This window comes from Paenarthrobacter nitroguajacolicus, assembly GCF_007786235.1.
GTDB lineage: Bacteria > Actinomycetota > Actinomycetes > Actinomycetales > Micrococcaceae > Arthrobacter > Arthrobacter nitroguajacolicus_A.
This window is the reverse complement of the sequence record NZ_VNFK01000028.1, coordinates 24,268-41,092: the sequence shown is the minus strand read 5'-3', so window position 1 is coordinate 41,092 and position 16,825 is coordinate 24,268. Positions and strand designations below refer to the sequence as shown.

Annotated in this window: 15 protein-coding genes; 9 read left to right on the top strand and 6 right to left on the bottom strand. The window is 63.1% G+C overall.

What is annotated here, in order from left to right:
- Nucleotides 1-85: 85 nt before the first annotated feature.
- Nucleotides 86-946, bottom strand: coding sequence for a LysR substrate-binding domain-containing protein (locus tag FQP90_RS22255; protein ID WP_244296942.1), 861 nt, complete (start codon nt 944-946; stop codon nt 86-88).
- Nucleotides 947-1,017: 71 nt separating this feature from the next.
- Between FQP90_RS22255 and FQP90_RS22250 the strand changes: the two genes are divergently transcribed.
- Both FQP90_RS22250 and FQP90_RS22245 read left to right on the top strand, forming a co-directional pair.
- A complete protein-coding gene (locus FQP90_RS22250) occupies nt 1,018-1,920 on the top strand; it encodes an alkaline phosphatase family protein (RefSeq protein ID WP_244296940.1) in 903 nt (300 codons plus the stop codon).
- Complete coding sequence (locus FQP90_RS22245) at nt 1,917-2,774, top strand: EamA family transporter (RefSeq protein WP_244296938.1); 858 nt, start codon at nt 1,917-1,919, stop codon at nt 2,772-2,774. The genes FQP90_RS22250 and FQP90_RS22245 overlap by 4 nt, the downstream gene beginning before the upstream one ends.
- Before the next feature lie 16 nt (nt 2,775-2,790).
- Here FQP90_RS22245 and FQP90_RS22240 read toward each other — a convergent pair whose 3' ends face one another.
- From FQP90_RS22240 to FQP90_RS22230, 3 genes are all read right to left on the bottom strand, one after another.
- Nucleotides 2,791-3,624, bottom strand: coding sequence for an alpha/beta fold hydrolase (locus FQP90_RS22240; RefSeq protein ID WP_144653242.1), 834 nt, complete (start codon nt 3,622-3,624; stop codon nt 2,791-2,793).
- A 63-nt stretch (nt 3,625-3,687) separates the two neighbouring features.
- A complete protein-coding gene (locus FQP90_RS22235) occupies nt 3,688-4,542 on the bottom strand; it encodes an alpha/beta fold hydrolase (RefSeq protein ID WP_144653241.1) in 855 nt (284 codons plus the stop codon).
- A 9-nt stretch (nt 4,543-4,551) separates the two neighbouring features.
- Nucleotides 4,552-5,448, bottom strand: coding sequence for an alpha/beta fold hydrolase (locus FQP90_RS22230; RefSeq protein WP_144653240.1), 897 nt, complete (start codon nt 5,446-5,448; stop codon nt 4,552-4,554).
- A 76-nt stretch (nt 5,449-5,524) separates the two neighbouring features.
- Between FQP90_RS22230 and lysS the strand changes: the two genes are divergently transcribed.
- From lysS to FQP90_RS22215, 4 genes are all read left to right on the top strand, one after another.
- Entirely contained in the window at nt 5,525-7,054 is a 1,530-nt protein-coding gene (gene lysS / locus FQP90_RS22225; RefSeq protein ID WP_144653239.1) for a lysine--tRNA ligase, read from the top strand.
- Between the two features lie 2 nt (nt 7,055-7,056).
- On the top strand, nt 7,057-7,230 hold the full coding sequence (locus tag FQP90_RS23415; RefSeq protein WP_167510548.1) for a hypothetical protein: 174 nt from the start codon (nt 7,057-7,059) through the stop codon (nt 7,228-7,230).
- A 130-nt stretch (nt 7,231-7,360) separates the two neighbouring features.
- Nucleotides 7,361-7,687: a histone-like nucleoid-structuring protein Lsr2 gene (locus FQP90_RS22220; protein WP_144653238.1), complete on the top strand. Its 327-nt coding sequence runs from the start codon at nt 7,361-7,363 to the stop codon at nt 7,685-7,687.
- 403 nt (nt 7,688-8,090) lie between these two features.
- Nucleotides 8,091-10,583, top strand: a complete 2,493-nt coding sequence (locus FQP90_RS22215) for an ATP-dependent Clp protease ATP-binding subunit (protein WP_144653237.1) — start codon at nt 8,091-8,093, stop codon at nt 10,581-10,583.
- 62 nt (nt 10,584-10,645) lie between these two features.
- Here the strand turns inward: FQP90_RS22215 and FQP90_RS22210 are convergent, their stop codons facing one another.
- Complete coding sequence (locus tag FQP90_RS22210) at nt 10,646-11,398, bottom strand: TetR/AcrR family transcriptional regulator (protein WP_144653236.1); 753 nt, start codon at nt 11,396-11,398, stop codon at nt 10,646-10,648.
- Between the two features lie 54 nt (nt 11,399-11,452).
- Between FQP90_RS22210 and FQP90_RS22205 the strand changes: the two genes are divergently transcribed.
- Together FQP90_RS22205 and FQP90_RS22200 are read left to right on the top strand one after the other, a co-directional pair.
- Nucleotides 11,453-12,661 carry a glycosyltransferase gene (locus FQP90_RS22205; protein ID WP_144653235.1) on the top strand — a complete coding sequence of 403 codons (1,209 nt, stop codon included), beginning with the start codon at nt 11,453-11,455 and terminating at the stop codon, nt 12,659-12,661.
- 84 nt (nt 12,662-12,745) lie between these two features.
- On the top strand, nt 12,746-14,848 hold the full coding sequence (locus tag FQP90_RS22200; protein ID WP_208760060.1) for a S9 family peptidase: 2,103 nt from the start codon (nt 12,746-12,748) through the stop codon (nt 14,846-14,848).
- Between the two features lie 9 nt (nt 14,849-14,857).
- On the opposite strand, the gene FQP90_RS22195 is transcribed toward FQP90_RS22200, so the two are convergent.
- Nucleotides 14,858-16,096: a Fic family protein gene (locus FQP90_RS22195; protein ID WP_144653233.1), complete on the bottom strand. Its 1,239-nt coding sequence runs from the start codon at nt 16,094-16,096 to the stop codon at nt 14,858-14,860.
- A 148-nt stretch (nt 16,097-16,244) separates the two neighbouring features.
- On the opposite strand from FQP90_RS22195, the gene FQP90_RS22190 reads away from it, so the two are divergent.
- Nucleotides 16,245-16,754, top strand: a complete 510-nt coding sequence (locus tag FQP90_RS22190; RefSeq protein ID WP_144653232.1) for an amino-acid N-acetyltransferase — start codon at nt 16,245-16,247, stop codon at nt 16,752-16,754.
- The last annotated feature ends 71 nt before the right edge of the window (nt 16,755-16,825 follow it).

Sequence of the window (16,825 nt, the reverse complement as noted above, 5' to 3'; positions counted from 1 at the left end):
AGAGTAGGACACCGCCGGACAACCATTCGAAGAGCCCCGACCACAGGTCGGGGCTCTTCACCTTTAACACCCACACAACAAACACCTATCCCACGCAGTCCACCACAGCTTCCACCACATGGCTGCGCTGATTGTCCTTGCGATACACCAGATACTCCGTGATGGGCTGGACTGCGTCGGCGAAGTCGAGGAGGACCAGCCGCGGATCGTCGTTGAATTCATCCTCTGCGATGACGCCGATCCCAAGGCCGGCAATGACGGCAGCATGGACCGCTTCGCGGCTGTCCGTCTCCAGGACCTCGGCCGGCTGCAACTGTGCCTGGGTGAGGGCTTCCTCAATGCTTCTGCGCGTCACTGAACCGATCTCACGAATGACCAGTGGGTGGGTTACCAGCTCCTTGAGGCCGATGACCTTGGCCCGGGCAAGTGCATGGTCATGCCGCACGAATGCCACAAGGTCTTGTGTAGCGAGCTTTCGCGCCGTGAGGTCGGGGTGAGGTGTCTCGTCCGCGATGATTCCCACGTCCACTGTCCCGGCCAGCACCCGATTCCGGATCTCTGCTGAGTTCCCACTGACCAGTTGAATGCTCACTCCTGGATTTCGCCTACGGAACGCGCTGAGGACACCCACAGCGTTGATAGGGGCGTCAGTGCCGAAGCGTAGTTCTCCCTGCATCACGTGGCGTGCTTTGGCGAGGACTGCCTCGGCTTCAAGTTCGGCCGCGAACAGCTTGGACGTCACCGCAAACAGCTTGCGTCCCAACGGCGTGAGTTCGACGGACCGGCCTGAGCGCTGCAGCAGCTTGATCCCGTGGTGTCGCTCCAACTGACGGACCTGTTCCGAAAGGGTTGGTTGGCTGACATGCGCTGCAGCAGCCGCCGACACATAGCTTCCATAGGTGGCCACCTGATGGAAGGCCCGCAGGTGAATGAGATTCATAGGCATGACCTAAGTCTTCTATAGATACGAATGACTGTCCCTATGAGTTGCCAGCCGACCCAAGTACGGTCAACGTTGTGAAGAAATCACCCCACATCCTGATTGTTGGCATCGACGGCGTCCGTTATGACTCGCTGCTGTCCACTCCCACTCGCGCCATGGACAGAGTCGCCGCGACTGGCTTCCTTTTGCCAGTCCGTGTCCACCAAAGGAATGCCACCATCTCTGGTCCGGTGTGGGCCACTGTTGCCACCGGCGTTTATGCCGACCGCCACATGGTGACGGGCAACAGCCATCACCCAGCAGAGCTGGACGCATTGCCGGATTTCACGGAGGTTCTTCGCTCGGCCCACCCGGAGCTGCAGACCATGATCGCGGCCAGCTGGTATCCGCTGGCAACCCCCACACATTGCGGCCCCATCTTCTCCTCCCGCGGTTGGGTGCCAACGCCGGACCCTGAAGAAACGAACGACGCCGCCAGTTGGGTTTGTGCCGACGACGCTGTGGCTGACTACGCGGCCAACCGTTTGGAGAACGAGGATCTCGCTGCTTCTTTTGTGTACTTCGGTGAGGCGGATGTTGAAGCACATAACCACGGAACCGGCTCCGGCTACGTGGCCGCGATCCAGCGCTGTGACGCACGCCTGGGCACCCTGTTGGACGCCATTCAGGCAAGGCCGGACCGGGCTGAAGAAGACTGGACCGTAGTGGTGGTAACGGACCATGGCCACCTGGACGCGGGCGGCCATGGCGGCGAGAGCGACGCTGAGCGTACGGCGTGGATCGCAGCCGGCGGTGCAAGCCTGCCCCGCAGGGTATCAGCGGTGGACCACGCAGATATCTTCGCCCAAGTACTCGCGACCTTTGGCGTCAACACAGCGGATTCCGAGGGAGTCCCGTTCGGCGGTCGGCAGAAAGCCCGGCAAGACCCTCGGCTGGACACGCCCTTGGGCAGGCGGCAAGCGGCGGGGCGGCGTTGACGTTCACTGTCACGGCCGCCGTTCTGTTGGCGGCTGTCCTGCACAGCGCCTGGAATGCCTTGGCCAAGTCCATCCCGGACCGGCTTGCCTCCTCCACCATGATTGCCATCGCTTATCTTGTCTCAGGCGTTGTGGGCGCAGCGGTTTTCGGCCTTCCCCTGCAGCAATCGTGGCCGTTCGTCCTTGCCTCGGCGGCACTCCAGACCTGCTACCTCATCCTGCTCACCACGTCGTACAAACATGGCGACTTCTCGCAGGTCTACCCTCTGGCCCGGGGGCTGGCCGTTCTCCTCGTCACGGCAGTGGCCACGACGTTCCTGGCAGAGAAGCTGAGCCCTTGGCAGTTGACTGGAGTGGCCGTCGTCGCGGGTTCATTGCTCAGCCTGGCCCTCACCGGCAAGGGCGCGGCACGAGCGGGGCCCACCAATCGCAAAGGCACGCTCTTCGCAGTACTGACCGGCGCCTCGATTGCGGCCTACACCCTGGTGGACGGTACAGGGGTACGCGTGTCAGGGGACCCCATGGCGTATATCTCGTGGCTGTTCCTGCTCCAGGGTTTGCTGATTCCTTTGGTCTGCTGGCGCTTGGCCGCAGATCGCCGCTCCTTCGCCAAACGCGTGGCGCGGTATTGGAAGCCGGGGTTCGCTGGGGGACTGGTGTCCATGCTGGCCTACGGGATTGTGGTCTGGGCCCAGAGCCTGGCGCCTCTGGCCTTGGTATCGGCTCTCCGGGAAACGAGCGTGCTGCTGGCAGGGCTCATCGGAGCGCTTTTCTTCAACGAGCGGTTCAGTCGCGTGCGGCTGGCACTCACCGTGACCGCTGTGGCCGGTATCGCCGCCATTCAGCTGGGCTGATTGCCGCGCAACGAGACTAACCCGAGAAGAACTCCGACAACTCAGAGATCAGCTTTTCAGGAGCCTTGATGGGGCCGTCATGGCCGAAGCCGGGCAGGATGGTGTAGCTTGAGCCGGACAGGACGTCGTGGATCTGGCCGCAGGCAACACCAAAGTAGGCTGGGCTCTTTTCGCCCACCACGATTAGGGTCTCCAACGGTAGCTCCAGGAAGGGTTCAGCCGGCATGTCGGCGGCAATCACTGCCTTGATCTCGCGAACACCACAGGTCATCAACTCACGCATTTGCCGACCCATCGGCGTGCCGGCGGTGAGCTTGTTCGCCAATGTCAGCATGGACAGTGGCATGCGAGCGAAGGCGCCACCGGTCTCGACTCCCTTGATCAGAACGGCGAGACCGCGATCGTAGTCTCCCGCCGCCGTCGCGCGTTCATACTCAGGCGCCCATTCGGCCTTGACGCTGTGGTTGACGGAGACTGCGGGGTCGTAGACGGCGAGGCGTTCCACCGGGAGCGTCCGTGCCGCATGCAAGGCCACTGCGCCGCCGAAGCTGTGACCAAACACGTCAGTGCTGGACGTATGCTTCATGACGGCCTCAAGGTCCCGGATATCGGCTTCAAGGGTGTAGTCCTCGGCCTGCGGCGAGGAATCACCACGTCCACGACGGTTGAAGGTGTGGACGGGGCGGCCCAGAGCCTCACTCAGTTTTTGGGCGAAACGCGTGTAATCGGAGGCGGTCACCATGGAGGCAGGAACGACGACGACGCCGGAACCTGCCGCTGCAAGCTCACCACCTGTGGTGAGAACTTCGAGGTGTCCGCCGTCGGTTGAGATGATGATGTCGCGCGTCATGTCTTGAGCCTAACCGAGCCACCTGACAGCAGGCAGCATGCGGCCACGTATGTGGAAAACCAGTCAGCGTTTGAAGTACTCCGAAATGTCGGACACGAGCTCGCTGACGGCCGCGGGAACCGACCCGTGAAATCCCTTCGGAGAGACCTCCAGCGTGCTGCCCGGGACGGCCCTGTTCAGGCGCGCGGCGGCGACCTTATAGAACTGGGGACTCTTCTTTCCCACCATGAAGTGCGTGGTGGGTGGCAGAACAGAGAAGTCACGAGGTGTATCGGAGGTTTCGAACGCTGCCTTCAGCTCACCCACGCCGGACGGCATAAGCTCACGAAATAACTTGTTCACCTTGGTCCGCGACACCACGGCCATGAGCCCCACCAACACCGGCTCCGGGACCCGCGCGAGGGCCGTTCCCGGATGCATTCCCCGCCGCATCCGTGCCATTGCCCGATTGATATGGCCCTTGTTGACCGAGTCCGCGAACCCGGCAAGCCAGTCCGTGTCCATGCTTCCGTCAATATTCACCGCGGCGTCGTACACCGCGAGTTTGTCCGGCTGGTGGTGCGTGCCGGCGAAGGCCTGGGCTGCGTTCAAGGCCACGGATCCGCCCAGGCTGTGGCCCAGGATGTTCCGTGCTCCGGTAGCGTCCAAAATGGTGCGGACGTCGGCAATCTCCGTAGCCATGGAGTAGTCGTGCGGCTGTTCCGTGGATTTGCCCCGGCCGCGGCGGTCATACACGTCCACGGCCCAGCCCTCACCCAGGCCCTTTGACAGGGCGACGGAGAAGGGCCGATATATGAGCGCTGTGAGGAACGCCCCTCCGATGAGCACCACGCGGCGTTCGCCGGGCGCGTCTTCGGTGCCGTAGCTGTACAAGGCGAGCTTGCCGCCGTCGTGCGTCCTTATCTCGCGTTCCCTCACCGGAACATCCTAGGCGGCGTTGGCAGGTTCTCCTGGTAGGTGGCTCCCCGAAAGGAACCGGGCAATGCGTGCCGCGAGGCGCCGGCCGGGGCGCAGCGGACCTTCATGGAACTGCAGCGGCACAATCGCAAATTCGATGGCCGGCACAGCTCCGGCGAGGATCCGGCCAGTCTCTGCGAAATACGACGGACTCCACCCGCCGCTGAGCATCAGGGTGGGGGTAGAGAGTTTCATGAAGTCGTGAAGGTGCGCGTCGGCATCCAGTACCGCCCTCATTTCGGTGACCGCGGTGGGCAGCAGGGAACGCATCTCCAAGCCCAGCCGGGTCCGGGCCGAGAGGACACTCAGCGTCCGCAGCGCACCCATGGGCAGGTAGGAAATGGGCCCAGCGGTCCCCAACCCCTGCACCAGGTGTGCCCATGCGTGGTCCAGCTTGCCCGCAGTGACTGCTTCCTCAAGCTCCGGGCGCCACCTGCTGCTGAGGTTGCCGGACAGCGACACCGCGGCGTCGTAGGTGACAAGTCTGTTGATCTTGGCGCGGCGGGCGGCCTGCAGCGCCACGAATCCGCCATAACTGTGCGCCACAACATCCGTGGAACCGCTTTTTTCCATGACTGCTTGAAGGTCCGCGATCTCCGTGTCCACGGAATAGCCCGGCGGTTGGGGCGCGGAATGCCCACGGCCGCGTCGGTTATAGCTGTGAACCGGTCGGCCCAACATAACGCTGAGGGTCCGTGCGAATGGCCAGTACAGGGAATCGGTCACCAACGTGCCATGGACAAGCACGACGCCGGCCGGTTCAGCAGGTGCCTTCGACCCCGGAATCGACGCACCCGAGGCAGGCCGGAAGGTGTGCACCTCAAGCTGGCCGCCGCCGTCGTCCGTTTCAACCGTCCATGTCTCCACAATCCCGAGTCTAGGCGTTCGCCTGATCTTGGGGCCCGGAAGTAAAGGCCCGTAATCACCGGTAAACTTAAGGACTGTGACTTCCGCAAACACCCCAGCCCCGAACACCTCCGCAGAGCCCGTCGACGCCAGCGAGCAAATGCGCATCCGTATGGAGAAGCGCGCCAAGCTGATCGAACGCGGCACAGAGGCTTATCCGGTGGGTGTTGAGCGGACCCACTCGCTGAGTGAAATCCGCGAGAAATACGCGCACCTGGAAGCTGACGAGACCACGGGCGACACCGTGGGCGTCACGGGCCGTGTGGTGTTCGTGCGCAACACCGGAAAGCTGTGCTTCGCAACCCTCCAGGAGGGCGGCGTGGACGGCAAGGGCGTACGCCTGCAGGCCATGCTGAGCCTGGCCAACGTCGGCGAGGAAGCCCTCGCCGACTGGAAAGCGCTGGTGGACCTCGGCGACCACGTGTTCATCAAGGGCGAGGTCATCTCGTCCCGGCGCGGCGAGCTGTCCGTGATGGCCGACTCCTGGTCCATGGCGTCCAAGGCTCTCCGCCCGCTCCCGGTCCTGCACGCCGAGCTGAACGAGGAAACCCGGGTGCGCCAACGGTACGTGGACCTCATGGTCCGCGACGAAGCCCGCGAGATGGTCTATAAGCGCGCCGCCATCACCCGCTCCGTCCGGGACACCCTGGACCGCCACGGCTACGTCGAAGTGGAAACCCCCATCCTGCAGCTGGTCCACGGCGGCGCTACAGCCCGCCCGTTCGAGACGCACATGAACGCCTTCGACCAGAAGATGACCCTTCGCATCGCCACCGAGCTTTTCCTGAAGCGTGCCGTTGTTGGTGGCATTGACCGTGTTTACGACATGGGCCGGGTGTTCCGCAACGAAGGCGTCGACTCCACACACAGCCCCGAGTTCACCACCTTGGAATGTTACGAAGCGTGGGCGGACCAATTCGTCATGGCCGAACGCATGAAGGAAATTATCCTGAATGTGGCCGACGTTGTTGGAACCCGCACCATCCAAACGGATGCCGGCGAAATCAATCTCGACGGCGAATGGGCTTGGGTTGCGGTGTACCCGGGTCTTTCCGAAGCAGTGGGTGTGGAGATCACTCCGGACACTACTGTTGAGGAACTGTTGGCGCTCGCTGCCAAGCACGAGGTCAAGGTTGACCCCAAGTGGGACGCCGAGAAGATCGTGGTTGAGCTGTTTGGCGAGATCGTGGAGCCCACACTGCTGAACCCCACGTTCGTCTACGACTACCCGCCCTCGGCCCAGCCGCTGGCCCGCCCGCACCGCGAGGACGGCCGCCTGATCGAAGCGTGGGACCTGATCATCGGCGGCATGGAGCGCGGTACTGCATTCTCCGAGCTCATTGACCCTGTGATCCAGCGGGACCGCCTCACGGAGCAGTCACGCCGCTCTGCTGCGGGCGATGAGGAAGCCATGCAGCTGGACGAGGACTTCCTCCGTGCCCTCGAATACGGTGCGCCGCCCATGGGTGGCATCGGACTTGGCATCGACCGCCTGGTGATGCTGTTCACCGGCGCGGGTATCCGCGAAACCATCCTGTTCCCCTTGCTGAAGCCCGAAGGACACTGATCATGGAGTACATCGCAGTCCTGGCGCCATCGGTAGTGGTGGGATTGATCTTCTGGTTTGCCATGAAGTCGATCTTCAATGCTGACAAATCCGAGCGCCAGGCCGAAGCCCGCGCCCAGGCCGAAGCGAATTCGAAAAATTCCGGCCCAGCCACTGATGGTCCAGTCGCTAAATAGGCCCTGCAATTGGGTTGTGGTTACCGTCGAATCCAATTGTGCTTTGACGCGCGTGCTTGCCGTGACAGATAATCAATAAAGAAACCCGGGGAATTTCTGATTATCCATCCCTCCCAATGAGAGGCAACTCATGGCACAGAAAGTAAAAATCATCCTCGTCGATGACCTGGATGAAGGGGCTGCGGACGAAACTGTCCGTTTTGGCCTGGACGGTGTGAGCTACGAGATGGACCTGTCCACGGCCAACGCAGCTTCGCTTCGGAACGCCCTGGAGCCATTCGTCGCTAAGGCCAGGAAGACTTCCTCTGGTCGCGCCACGCGGGGACGTGCAACAGCTGCCCGCAGCCAGGACTCCGCACAGATTCGCCAGTGGGCACGTGACAATGGCTACACGGTTAACAGCCGCGGACGTATTCAGGCCGAAATTCAGGAAGCCTACCAAAAGGCCAATTCCTGATTCACCACTTCAATGCCCCGGCAGTCACTGCCGGGGCATTGGTAGTTTAACCGCCCGGTTTGTTGGGCTCCAGGTTCCTCGAAGGCTAGGAATATTCGGTGAATCGCCTCAGCCTCTGGTGGCCCTGAATAGCGGCGCTATTGGGCGGTCGCAATGCTTCCGGATCTACGATGCCCACTAAGATCTACGATGCCCAGTAATACGCCAGTCGGTCCCTTTGCTGACGGTGGGAGGTAGCGGCCGGCCGTCGAGGACACAGGGTGCCACTACGTGTCTCCACGGTCAAGGGTGCGAACCGGATTTATTCCGTGGCCGCGTCATGTTTCCCCTGTGGCGAACACGCTCCAAAAGTCTTGCTCCGGCACGTAGCATCAAAGTACGTCGTAGCTAGGAGTGTGGCGAAATGTTTGAGAGATTTACGGACCGTGCCCGTCGCGTGGTCGTCCTTGCCCAAGAAGAGGCACGGATGCTCAACCACAATTACATCGGTACCGAGCACATCCTCTTGGGTCTGATCCACGAGGGTGAAGGCGTTGCCGCCAAGGCGCTCGAGTCCCTGAGCATTTCGCTCGATGGCGTTCGCGAGCAGGTGCAGGAGATTATCGGTCAGGGCCAGCAGGCTCCATCCGGTCACATCCCCTTCACGCCGCGCGCCAAGAAGGTGCTTGAGCTTTCGCTCCGCGAGGCACTGCAGCTCGGCCACAACTACATCGGTACTGAGCACATCCTGCTCGGCCTCATTCGCGAGGGCGAAGGCGTGGCCGCCCAGGTACTGGTCAAGCTTGGTGCGGACCTCAACCGGGTCCGCCAGCAGGTCATCCAGCTGCTCTCGGGTTACCAGGGCAAGGAGACCGCAGGCAGCGGCTCTGGCCAGGGCCAGCCGGAAGGTACACCTGCCGGCTCGGTAGTGCTGGACCAGTTCGGCCGCAACCTCACCCAGGCTGCACGCGAAAACAAGCTCGATCCTGTGATCGGCCGCGAGCAGGAGATGGAACGCGTCATGCAGGTCCTCTCCCGCCGCACCAAGAACAATCCCGTGCTGATTGGTGAGCCCGGCGTCGGTAAGACTGCCGTCGTCGAAGGTCTCGCCCAAGCGATCGTCCGCGGCGATGTCCCGGAGACCATCAAGGATAAGCAGCTCTACACGCTTGACCTCGGCTCACTGGTTGCCGGCTCGCGCTACCGCGGTGACTTCGAAGAGCGCCTGAAGAAGGTCCTCAAGGAAATCCGCACCCGCGGGGACATCATCCTCTTCATCGACGAGATCCACACCCTGGTTGGTGCAGGTGCCGCCGAAGGTGCGATCGATGCTGCGTCCATCCTGAAGCCCATGCTGGCCCGTGGTGAACTCCAGACCATTGGTGCCACCACGCTGGACGAGTACCGCAAGCACATCGAAAAGGATGCCGCTCTTGAGCGCCGCTTCCAGCCGATCCAGGTCAAGGAACCCTCTGTTGCGCACGCAATCGAGATCCTGAAGGGCCTTCGCGACCGTTACGAGGCACACCACCGCGTCACGATTACCGACGGCGCCCTCGCCTCCGCAGCGCAGCTGGCCGAACGCTACATCTCGGACCGCTTCCTGCCGGACAAGGCGATCGACCTCATTGACGAAGCCGGCGCACGCCTGCGCATCCGTCGCATGACCGCTCCGCCGGAGCTCAAGGCCATGGATGAGCGGATCGCCGAGGTGAAGATGGAGAAGGAATCCGCCATCGACGCCCAGGACTTTGAGGGTGCTGCCTCGCTGCGCGACAAGGAGCAGAAGCTCATTGCCGAACGCGCGGAGAAGGAACGCAACTGGAAGTCCGGCGGCATGGACGACATCTCCGAGGTAGACGAAGACCTGATTGCTGAAGTTCTGGCGAACTCCACAGGCATTCCGGTCTTCAAGCTCACCGAGGAAGAGTCCTCGCGCCTGCTCAAGATGGAAGACGAACTGCACAAGCGGGTCGTCGGCCAGGACGAGGCCATCAAGGCCCTGTCGCAGGCCATTCGCCGTACCCGTGCAGGCCTGAAGGACCCCAAGCGTCCCGGTGGCTCGTTCATCTTCGCCGGCCCCACCGGCGTCGGCAAGACCGAGCTCGCCAAGGCGCTTGCCGAGTTCCTGTTCGGTGAAGAGGACGCCCTCATCACGCTGGACATGTCCGAATACTCCGAGAAGCACACGGTTTCGCGTCTCTTCGGTGCACCTCCGGGCTACGTCGGCTACGAAGAAGGCGGCCAGCTGACCGAGAAGGTCCGCAGGCGTCCGTTCTCCGTTGTCCTGTTCGACGAAGTTGAGAAGGCCCACGCGGACCTCTTCAACTCCCTGCTGCAGATTCTGGAAGACGGCCGCCTGACCGACTCCCAGGGCCGCGTGGTGGACTTCAAGAACACCGTGATCATCATGACCACCAACCTTGGTACCCGCGATATCTCCAAGAGCGTGGCCACGGGCTTCCAGTCCGGCACGGACACCCAGACCGGCTACAACCGCATGCGGGCCCGGGTCACCGAAGAGCTCAAGCAGCACTTCCGCCCCGAGTTCCTTAACCGTGTTGACGACGTCGTGGTGTTCCCGCAGCTGACGCAGGACGAGATCATCGAGATCGTGGACCTGTTCGTGACCCGTTTGGAGCGTCGCCTCAAGGACAAGGACATGGGCATCGAGCTCACCACGGCTGCCAAGGTTCTCCTGGCCACGCGTGGTTACGATCCCGCGATGGGTGCCCGGCCTCTGCGCCGCACCATTCAGCGCGAGATCGAGGACCAGCTGTCCGAGAAGATCCTGTTCGGCGAGCTGCACTCCGGTGACATCGTTGTGGTGGACGTGGATGGCGAAGGTGACGACGCCAAGTTCACGTTCGAAGGTAACGCCAAGCCGCGCATCCCGGAGATCGCTCCGACCGCGTAAGGCACGTTGCTTGACGGCAGGAAGCCCCGCTCATTCCGCAAGGAGTGGGCGGGGCTTTCGCTTTAATCCGGCGGCTGGGAGGGGATTCCTGCACCGGTCAGGTAATTCGTGACGATGCTGGTGAAATGCTCGTCCGGGTGACCCTCGTCGGAGTGTCCTGTCAGCGCGGCAGTCAGGTGCGGGTAGTCCCCGGCCTTGAGGGCTTCCGCGAGGTACTGCCCGCGGTTTGTTGCGGCACCCTTCGGTCCAGGCGGACGCGCCGTGGCCATCTCGTTTTGCACGAATGCCGAAGTGATGGCTGACAGCATGGCCACGGTCTGCAGCTTGGCGGGGCCGGGAAGGTCCACGGATTCCAAGGTGGTCAGGGCGGCTTCCAGGTAACGGAGTGAGTTGGGCCCCATGGACGGCCGGGTCAACAGCAGCGGAGCCAGCCACGGGTGCCGTTGCATGATGCCCCGGCCCTGGTGTGCCAGATCCAGCAGTTGCTCCAGTGGCCCGCCGGTCCCCGGCTCGAGGTGGTACTCGCCGCTGACTGTGTCCATCATGAGTTCAACAAGTTCATCGTGGGATTTCACATACCGGTACAGGGAGGCTGCGCCCGCTCCCACGCTGGCGGCAACCCGTCGGATGGAGACCGCAGCCAGTCCTTCCTGATCGGCGATCCGGAGTGCCGCCGTCGCGATTCCGCTCCGGGAGTGTTCAGGTTTTGGCCCGACCGCCGAGCGCTCAGGGCGGCGCCAGAGGTCGGTGGGATCCAAAGCAGGCAATCCAGTACCGCCTTTCCCGGGGTAGATGAGGTTTGGTCCTGGTCCCATTTGACTATATTCTTAATTGCGAACGGTGATCGCAATTATGGGCGAGGAGAAGCAATGCGGGTTCTTATGGTGACTCCGGGCACGCGCGGAGACGTTGCGCCCATGGCTGGGCTCGGTTCCCGCCTGCAGGGCATGGGGTACGAGGTGGCCATTGCGGCAAACCCCGCCTACGCACCCTTGGTTGTTGAGTCGGGATGCGAGTTCCGGCCGCTCCCTGGTGACCTGACCGAACTGATTCGGCAGCCTGCGCCCGGCGCGAAGGCTGCGGGAGGAAGTGTGCTCTCCTTCTGGCGAAAGCTCAGCGAATACATGGAGAACGCAGCTACCGGAACCCTGGCGGCAGCCGAGGCGGGCGCCGATGTTATTCTGGCCAATTCGGTGGCACCCTATGCCTTCGACGTTGCTGAGGCTTTCGGCATTCCGGCCATTGGCGCCCACCTGCAGCCCACGGAACCCAGTGCAGCGTATCCTCCTGTGCTGATGAATTCGGCTCGAAGCCTTGGCCCTCTGGGGAACAGAATCATTGGTGAGCGCGCATCCGCTGGCCCGGCACCCTATGACGCTCCCAGTGCACGCCTTCGAAAGGCGCTGGGGCTGAAAAAGGAAACCCGTGCAGCCGGTGAGCGGCGTCGGAGGAGGGCGAAGGCTCCCATCCTTCACGGCATTAGCCCCACAGTGCTGCCCAAACCGACTGATTGGCACTCCGGCCTCGTTATGGCGGGGTATTGGTGGCCGGTGTTGAAGCCGGACTGGCAGCCGTCCGCGGATCTTGTGGATTTCCTTGCCGATGGTCCGCAGCCGGTCTTCGTCGGCTTTGGAAGCAGCGCCCACATCGACCCCGATTTCATTCTTGAGTCCACGCGCCGGGCTGGCGTGAGGGCGGTGGTGCAGGGTGTGGAGGGAGTCCTGGGCGACGACGCAATCGGCATTGGGAGCGTTCCGCACGAGTGGCTGTTCCCGCAGATGGGCGCTGTGGTTCATCACGCCGGGGCGGGGACTACTGCGGCGGGGCTGCGTGCCGGCGTGCCCACTGTGGGTGTCCCGGTGTACACAGACCAGCCGCTCTGGGCTTCCCGGGTTGCCGCCCTTGGTGCTGGGCCCGCGCCGATCCCGTACAAGAAGCTGACTCCGGAGCGCCTCGGTGACGCTGTCAAGCAAGCCGTCAATACGCCGTCGTATGCATTGCGGGCAGCGGAGCTGGGGGGTGCCATCGCGAAAGAAGATGGCACCGTGGCTGTTGTTGAGGCCCTGCGGAGCCTCTGACGCTTCGAAGAATATCTGAAAGTACTGTTTCACTGTGAGTGAACCACTCTGTGATCGGCGGCACATTCCGTGTTGAATCGGATCATGGACTCTGCTGACACTCACAATCAGGGCGAGCAGCCCGAAACTCCTTTTCACGATATCGACCACTATCTCTCCATCCCGCGGGTAGGTGGCCTCACACTGAGCCCGGATGGCAAGCGACTGGTGACCGCCGTGACGACGCTGAACGGCAAGGGAACCGAATTCGCCACGGCCCTGTGGGAACTCGATCCCACCGGTCGGAACCACGCACGCCGGATCACGCGCAGCGCCAAAGGCGAGGCCGGCGCCGTCTTCGCCGCCAATGGCGACCTGTACTTCACTTCCGCACGTCCTGACCCCGACAGCCCCGAGGCCGATCCCGTCAACGCGCTGTGGCTGCTGCCTGCTGATGGGGGAGAAGCGCGCGTAGTGCACTCCCGCGCCGGCGGCATCAGTTCCGTCCTGGCCGCTAAAGATGCCGACGCAACCTTCATCAACGCCGAAGTCCTTGCCGGATCCGCAGATGAGGATAACGACGAAGAGCGCCGCAAGGCACGCAAAGACAACAAGGTCTCAGCCATCCTGCACAGCGGCTATCCTGTCCGATATTGGGATGCGGACCTCGGCCCAGCCGAGCCACGTCTCTTTGCAGTGGAACGGGGCGAAGACAAGGAGCCTGGCAAGCCGTCCACTGTTGACGCCGCACCGCCGCTCAAGCTGCGCAACCTGACGCCCGGCATCGGCAGTTCGCTCCGCGAGGCAAAAACCGTGGTGAGCCCGGACGGTAAAACCATCTACACGAGCATGACCAGGGCCCTGGCAAAGGCCGACAGCCGCGAAGTACTCGCCGCCGTCGATGTCGCCACTGGCAACGTCAAGGTACTGCTGGACCACGAGGGCATGAGCTATTTCCCTGGTCCCGTCAGCCCGGACAACAGCACGTTGGTAGTGGAGAGCGAAAGTGACACCACTCCCACCGAGGCTCCCCAAGTGAAGCTGCACCTGCTCAACGTCTCCGGCGGAGAGACCACGGACCTGGAGCCGCTCGCGCACCAGTGGGACCGATGGGCCAACGCGCTCGCGTGGCTTCCGGATGGCAGCGCCATTCTGGCGAAAGCGGACGACGACGGCGCGTCGCCGGTTTTCCGGATTGACGTCGCCGATGGTGGCGTCACGAGGGTGACGAAGGATGCCGCCGCCTATTCCGACGTCGTGGTTTCCCCTGACGGAACCACGGCGTACGCGCTGCGAAGCTCGTACGAGTACCCCGCCGAGGCCGTACGGATCGACCTCGCTACAGGAGAAACAGTCCGGCTGCAGGCGCCCGCGGAGCGACCCGCCTACAAGGGTCGCCTGGAGCGCGTGGAGACGACGGCGGAGGACGGCTCGCGTGTTCCCGCGTACCTTGCGCTTCCGGACAGCGCGTCTCCCGACAGCCCTGCGCCGCTGCTTTTGTGGATCCATGGCGGACCGCTGAGCTCGTGGAACGCGTGGACGTGGCGCTGGAACCCGTGGCTGCTGGTGGCCAAGGGCTACGCCGTGCTCCTGCCCGATCCCGCCCTCTCTACAGGCTACGGTCAGGAGTTCATCCAGCGCGGATGGGGCGAGTGGGGCAAGAAGCCCTTCACCGACCTCATGGCCATCACGGATGCGGTAGTGGCGCGGCCGGACATTGACGAATCCCGGACCGCGGCCATGGGCGGGTCGTTCGGCGGCTACATGGCCAACTGGGTGGCCGGCCAGACCGATCGCTTCAAGGCGATCGTCACCCACGCCAGCCTGTGGGCGCTGGACCAGTTCGGCCCCACCACGGACGCGGCCCAGTACTGGCTGAAGGAAATGACTGTGGAGATGGCGATGGAGAACTCGCCGCACCGGAACGTCGGCAACATCAAGACGCCCATGCTGGTGATCCACGGCGACAAGGACTATCGCGTCCCCATTGGTGAAGGCCTGCGCCTTTGGTACGAACTCCTGTCCTCCTCACAGCTGCCCGCGGATGAGAATGGCCAGAGCCCGCACCGCTTCCTCTACTTCCCGGACGAGAACCACTGGGTGCTGCAGCCGCAGCATGCCAAGGTCTGGTACGGCGTAGTTGAGCACTTCCTGGCCAAGCAGGTGCTGGGCCAGGAGCAGGACCTCCCGGAGGAGCTGGGGCTGTAAGAGGGCCGGTCAGAGCGCGGACATGCGGCGTATCCCGGCGGCGTAGTCGTCGAGGACTTCGAAGATGCCCCGGTGCTGCCATACGCGATTGCGGCCGCGGCCTGACGTTTCAGTCAGAACGCCGAGGTCCGCCAAGGCATCGAGTGCGCGCAGCGCCGCCATCTCACCAAGTCCAAGTTCGTTCATGAGGTACTTCGTGTTGACCGCGGGCTGGCCGATCAGTGCGGGCAATACCTTCCATGCTGTGGCGTCCGCCCGCAGCCGCGCCATCTTCGCACGGGACTCCTCCAGCTGTGCGATGAGGTCGTCGACCAGCCGCGATCCGGTGGTCGCGGCGATCCGGGCCGCTCTGGCGAACTCGCGGACGATTGGGCCGGCATTGCCTTGGCGAAATGCGCCCAGTGCCGCGAAGTAGCGCGACGTGTCCACGAGGAGGCCTGCTGAGATCGGCGCCGCGGTTGAGCCCACGAGGCCCTTGTTGCGGAGAATCGACTGTGCCAGCGCACGACCGGTCCGGCCGTTCCCGTCGGGGAAGGGGTGGATCGTTTCGAACTGTGCATGGCTGACCGCGACTTGAACGAGTACGGAGACGTCTTGGCGGTCGATGAACTTAACAAGGTCCATGATCGCGCCACGAACACGGTCATGATGGGGAGCGACGAACTCGGCCATCAGCGGTCCGGCCTGGCCAGGGCCGATCCAGACCTGCTCGTCCCGCCACCGGCCGGCGCCGGAAGGATCGAAGCCGGGCTGGTGGAGCATCAGTGCTTTGTGCATCGCGAGGATGGAGTCCTCGCTGATGTCATCGGCCAACTGGATGGCGGCCTCCATGGCCCGGACGTTGCCTAAGACGGTTAGCGCGTTGGCTTTGTCGCCCTCGTTGATCTCGGCGAGGGCGAGCTGCTTGGCCGACGTCGTCAATTGTTCGATCTGCGAACTGGAGGCCGACTCGGTGCGCAGCAGGATGGCCGTCATCGGTCCGAGGGCGGGGTTATCCGTGCCAAGCGCCCGCTGGGCTTGCTTGTCGAACTCCACCAATTGGCGAGTCGCATCCTCGATGTCGGCGGCATCTTCGCCGGAGATCTCGGGAGTCCAGTGTGCGATCGGTGCTGTAACGGCCGCCTGGTAGGAGCCGGTCTGGCGCGCAACCTCTGCACGTGAGTACATCCCTGGCGCGCGGGGCTTCCAGGCGAAGGTCTCGAACGAGACCGGATCGACTGGAAGGTGCGGTTGCGGAGATGTGGGCATGCTCCTAACATACCAACACTTAGGAATATAAATGTTGAAAATGTCCTCATATACCAACACTTAATGCGATAAGTGTTGGTATATGCCAGGGGCGGCCACGCTTGTGGTCACGAAGCCGCCACTCCGCGCACCTCGCTAGGATGGGGGAGTGAATTCGACCTTCAGCCTCCGCCCTGCCCGCACCAGCGACGTGGCGGCTATCAAGAGGCTGGTGGCGCCTTTGGCCGAGGAGCGGATCCTCATGGCCAAGGAGACTGTGGCCTATTACGAGAGCCTCCAGGAGTTCCGGATCGCGGAGTCCGGCGATGGCGAAGTGATCGGCTGCGGTGCCCTGCACGTCATGTGGGAAGACTTGGCGGAGATCCGCACCCTTGCTGCAGCTGACTCCTGGCGTGGCCGGGGTGTGGGGCACGTCCTGGTGGAGAACCTGTTGGAGGAAGCACGGGCACTTGGAGTGAGCCGCGTCTTCTGCTTGACGTTTGAGGTGGACTTCTTCAAGCGCCACGGCTTTGAGGTGATGGCGGACCAGTCGGCCGTGGACCCGCAGGTGTATTCGGAGCTGCTGCGCTCGCATGACGAGGGCGTGGCTGAGTTCCTGGACCTCGCTCGCGTGAAGCCGAATACCCTGGGCAACACCCGGATGATCAAGCAGCTCTAAGGCTGCGCCCAAGGCCTCATTTGCCATGCGCCACGGCGCGTTCTTCAAGCTGCCCGATTATGGGTGATTTA

Excerpts from the sequence above, each read along its gene's own strand:
- FQP90_RS22255 (WP_244296942.1), bottom strand. The coding sequence starts at position 946 with ATGCCTATGAATCTCATTCACCTGCGGGCCTTCCATCAGGTGGCCACC.
- FQP90_RS22240 (WP_144653242.1), bottom strand. The coding sequence starts at position 3,624 with ATGACGCGCGACATCATCATCTCAACCGACGGCGGACACCTCGAAGTT.
- FQP90_RS23415 (WP_167510548.1), top strand. The coding sequence starts at position 7,057 with ATGGAGTACATCGCAGTCCTGGCGCCATCGGTAGTGGTGGGATTGATC.
- FQP90_RS22220 (WP_144653238.1), top strand. The coding sequence starts at position 7,361 with ATGGCACAGAAAGTAAAAATCATCCTCGTCGATGACCTGGATGAAGGG.
- FQP90_RS22215 (WP_144653237.1), top strand. The coding sequence starts at position 8,091 with ATGTTTGAGAGATTTACGGACCGTGCCCGTCGCGTGGTCGTCCTTGCC.
- FQP90_RS22210 (WP_144653236.1), bottom strand. The coding sequence starts at position 11,398 with ATGGGACCAGGACCAAACCTCATCTACCCCGGGAAAGGCGGTACTGGA.
- FQP90_RS22205 (WP_144653235.1), top strand. The coding sequence starts at position 11,453 with ATGCGGGTTCTTATGGTGACTCCGGGCACGCGCGGAGACGTTGCGCCC.
- FQP90_RS22200 (WP_208760060.1), top strand. The coding sequence starts at position 12,746 with ATGGACTCTGCTGACACTCACAATCAGGGCGAGCAGCCCGAAACTCCT.
- FQP90_RS22195 (WP_144653233.1), bottom strand. The coding sequence starts at position 16,096 with ATGCCCACATCTCCGCAACCGCACCTTCCAGTCGATCCGGTCTCGTTC.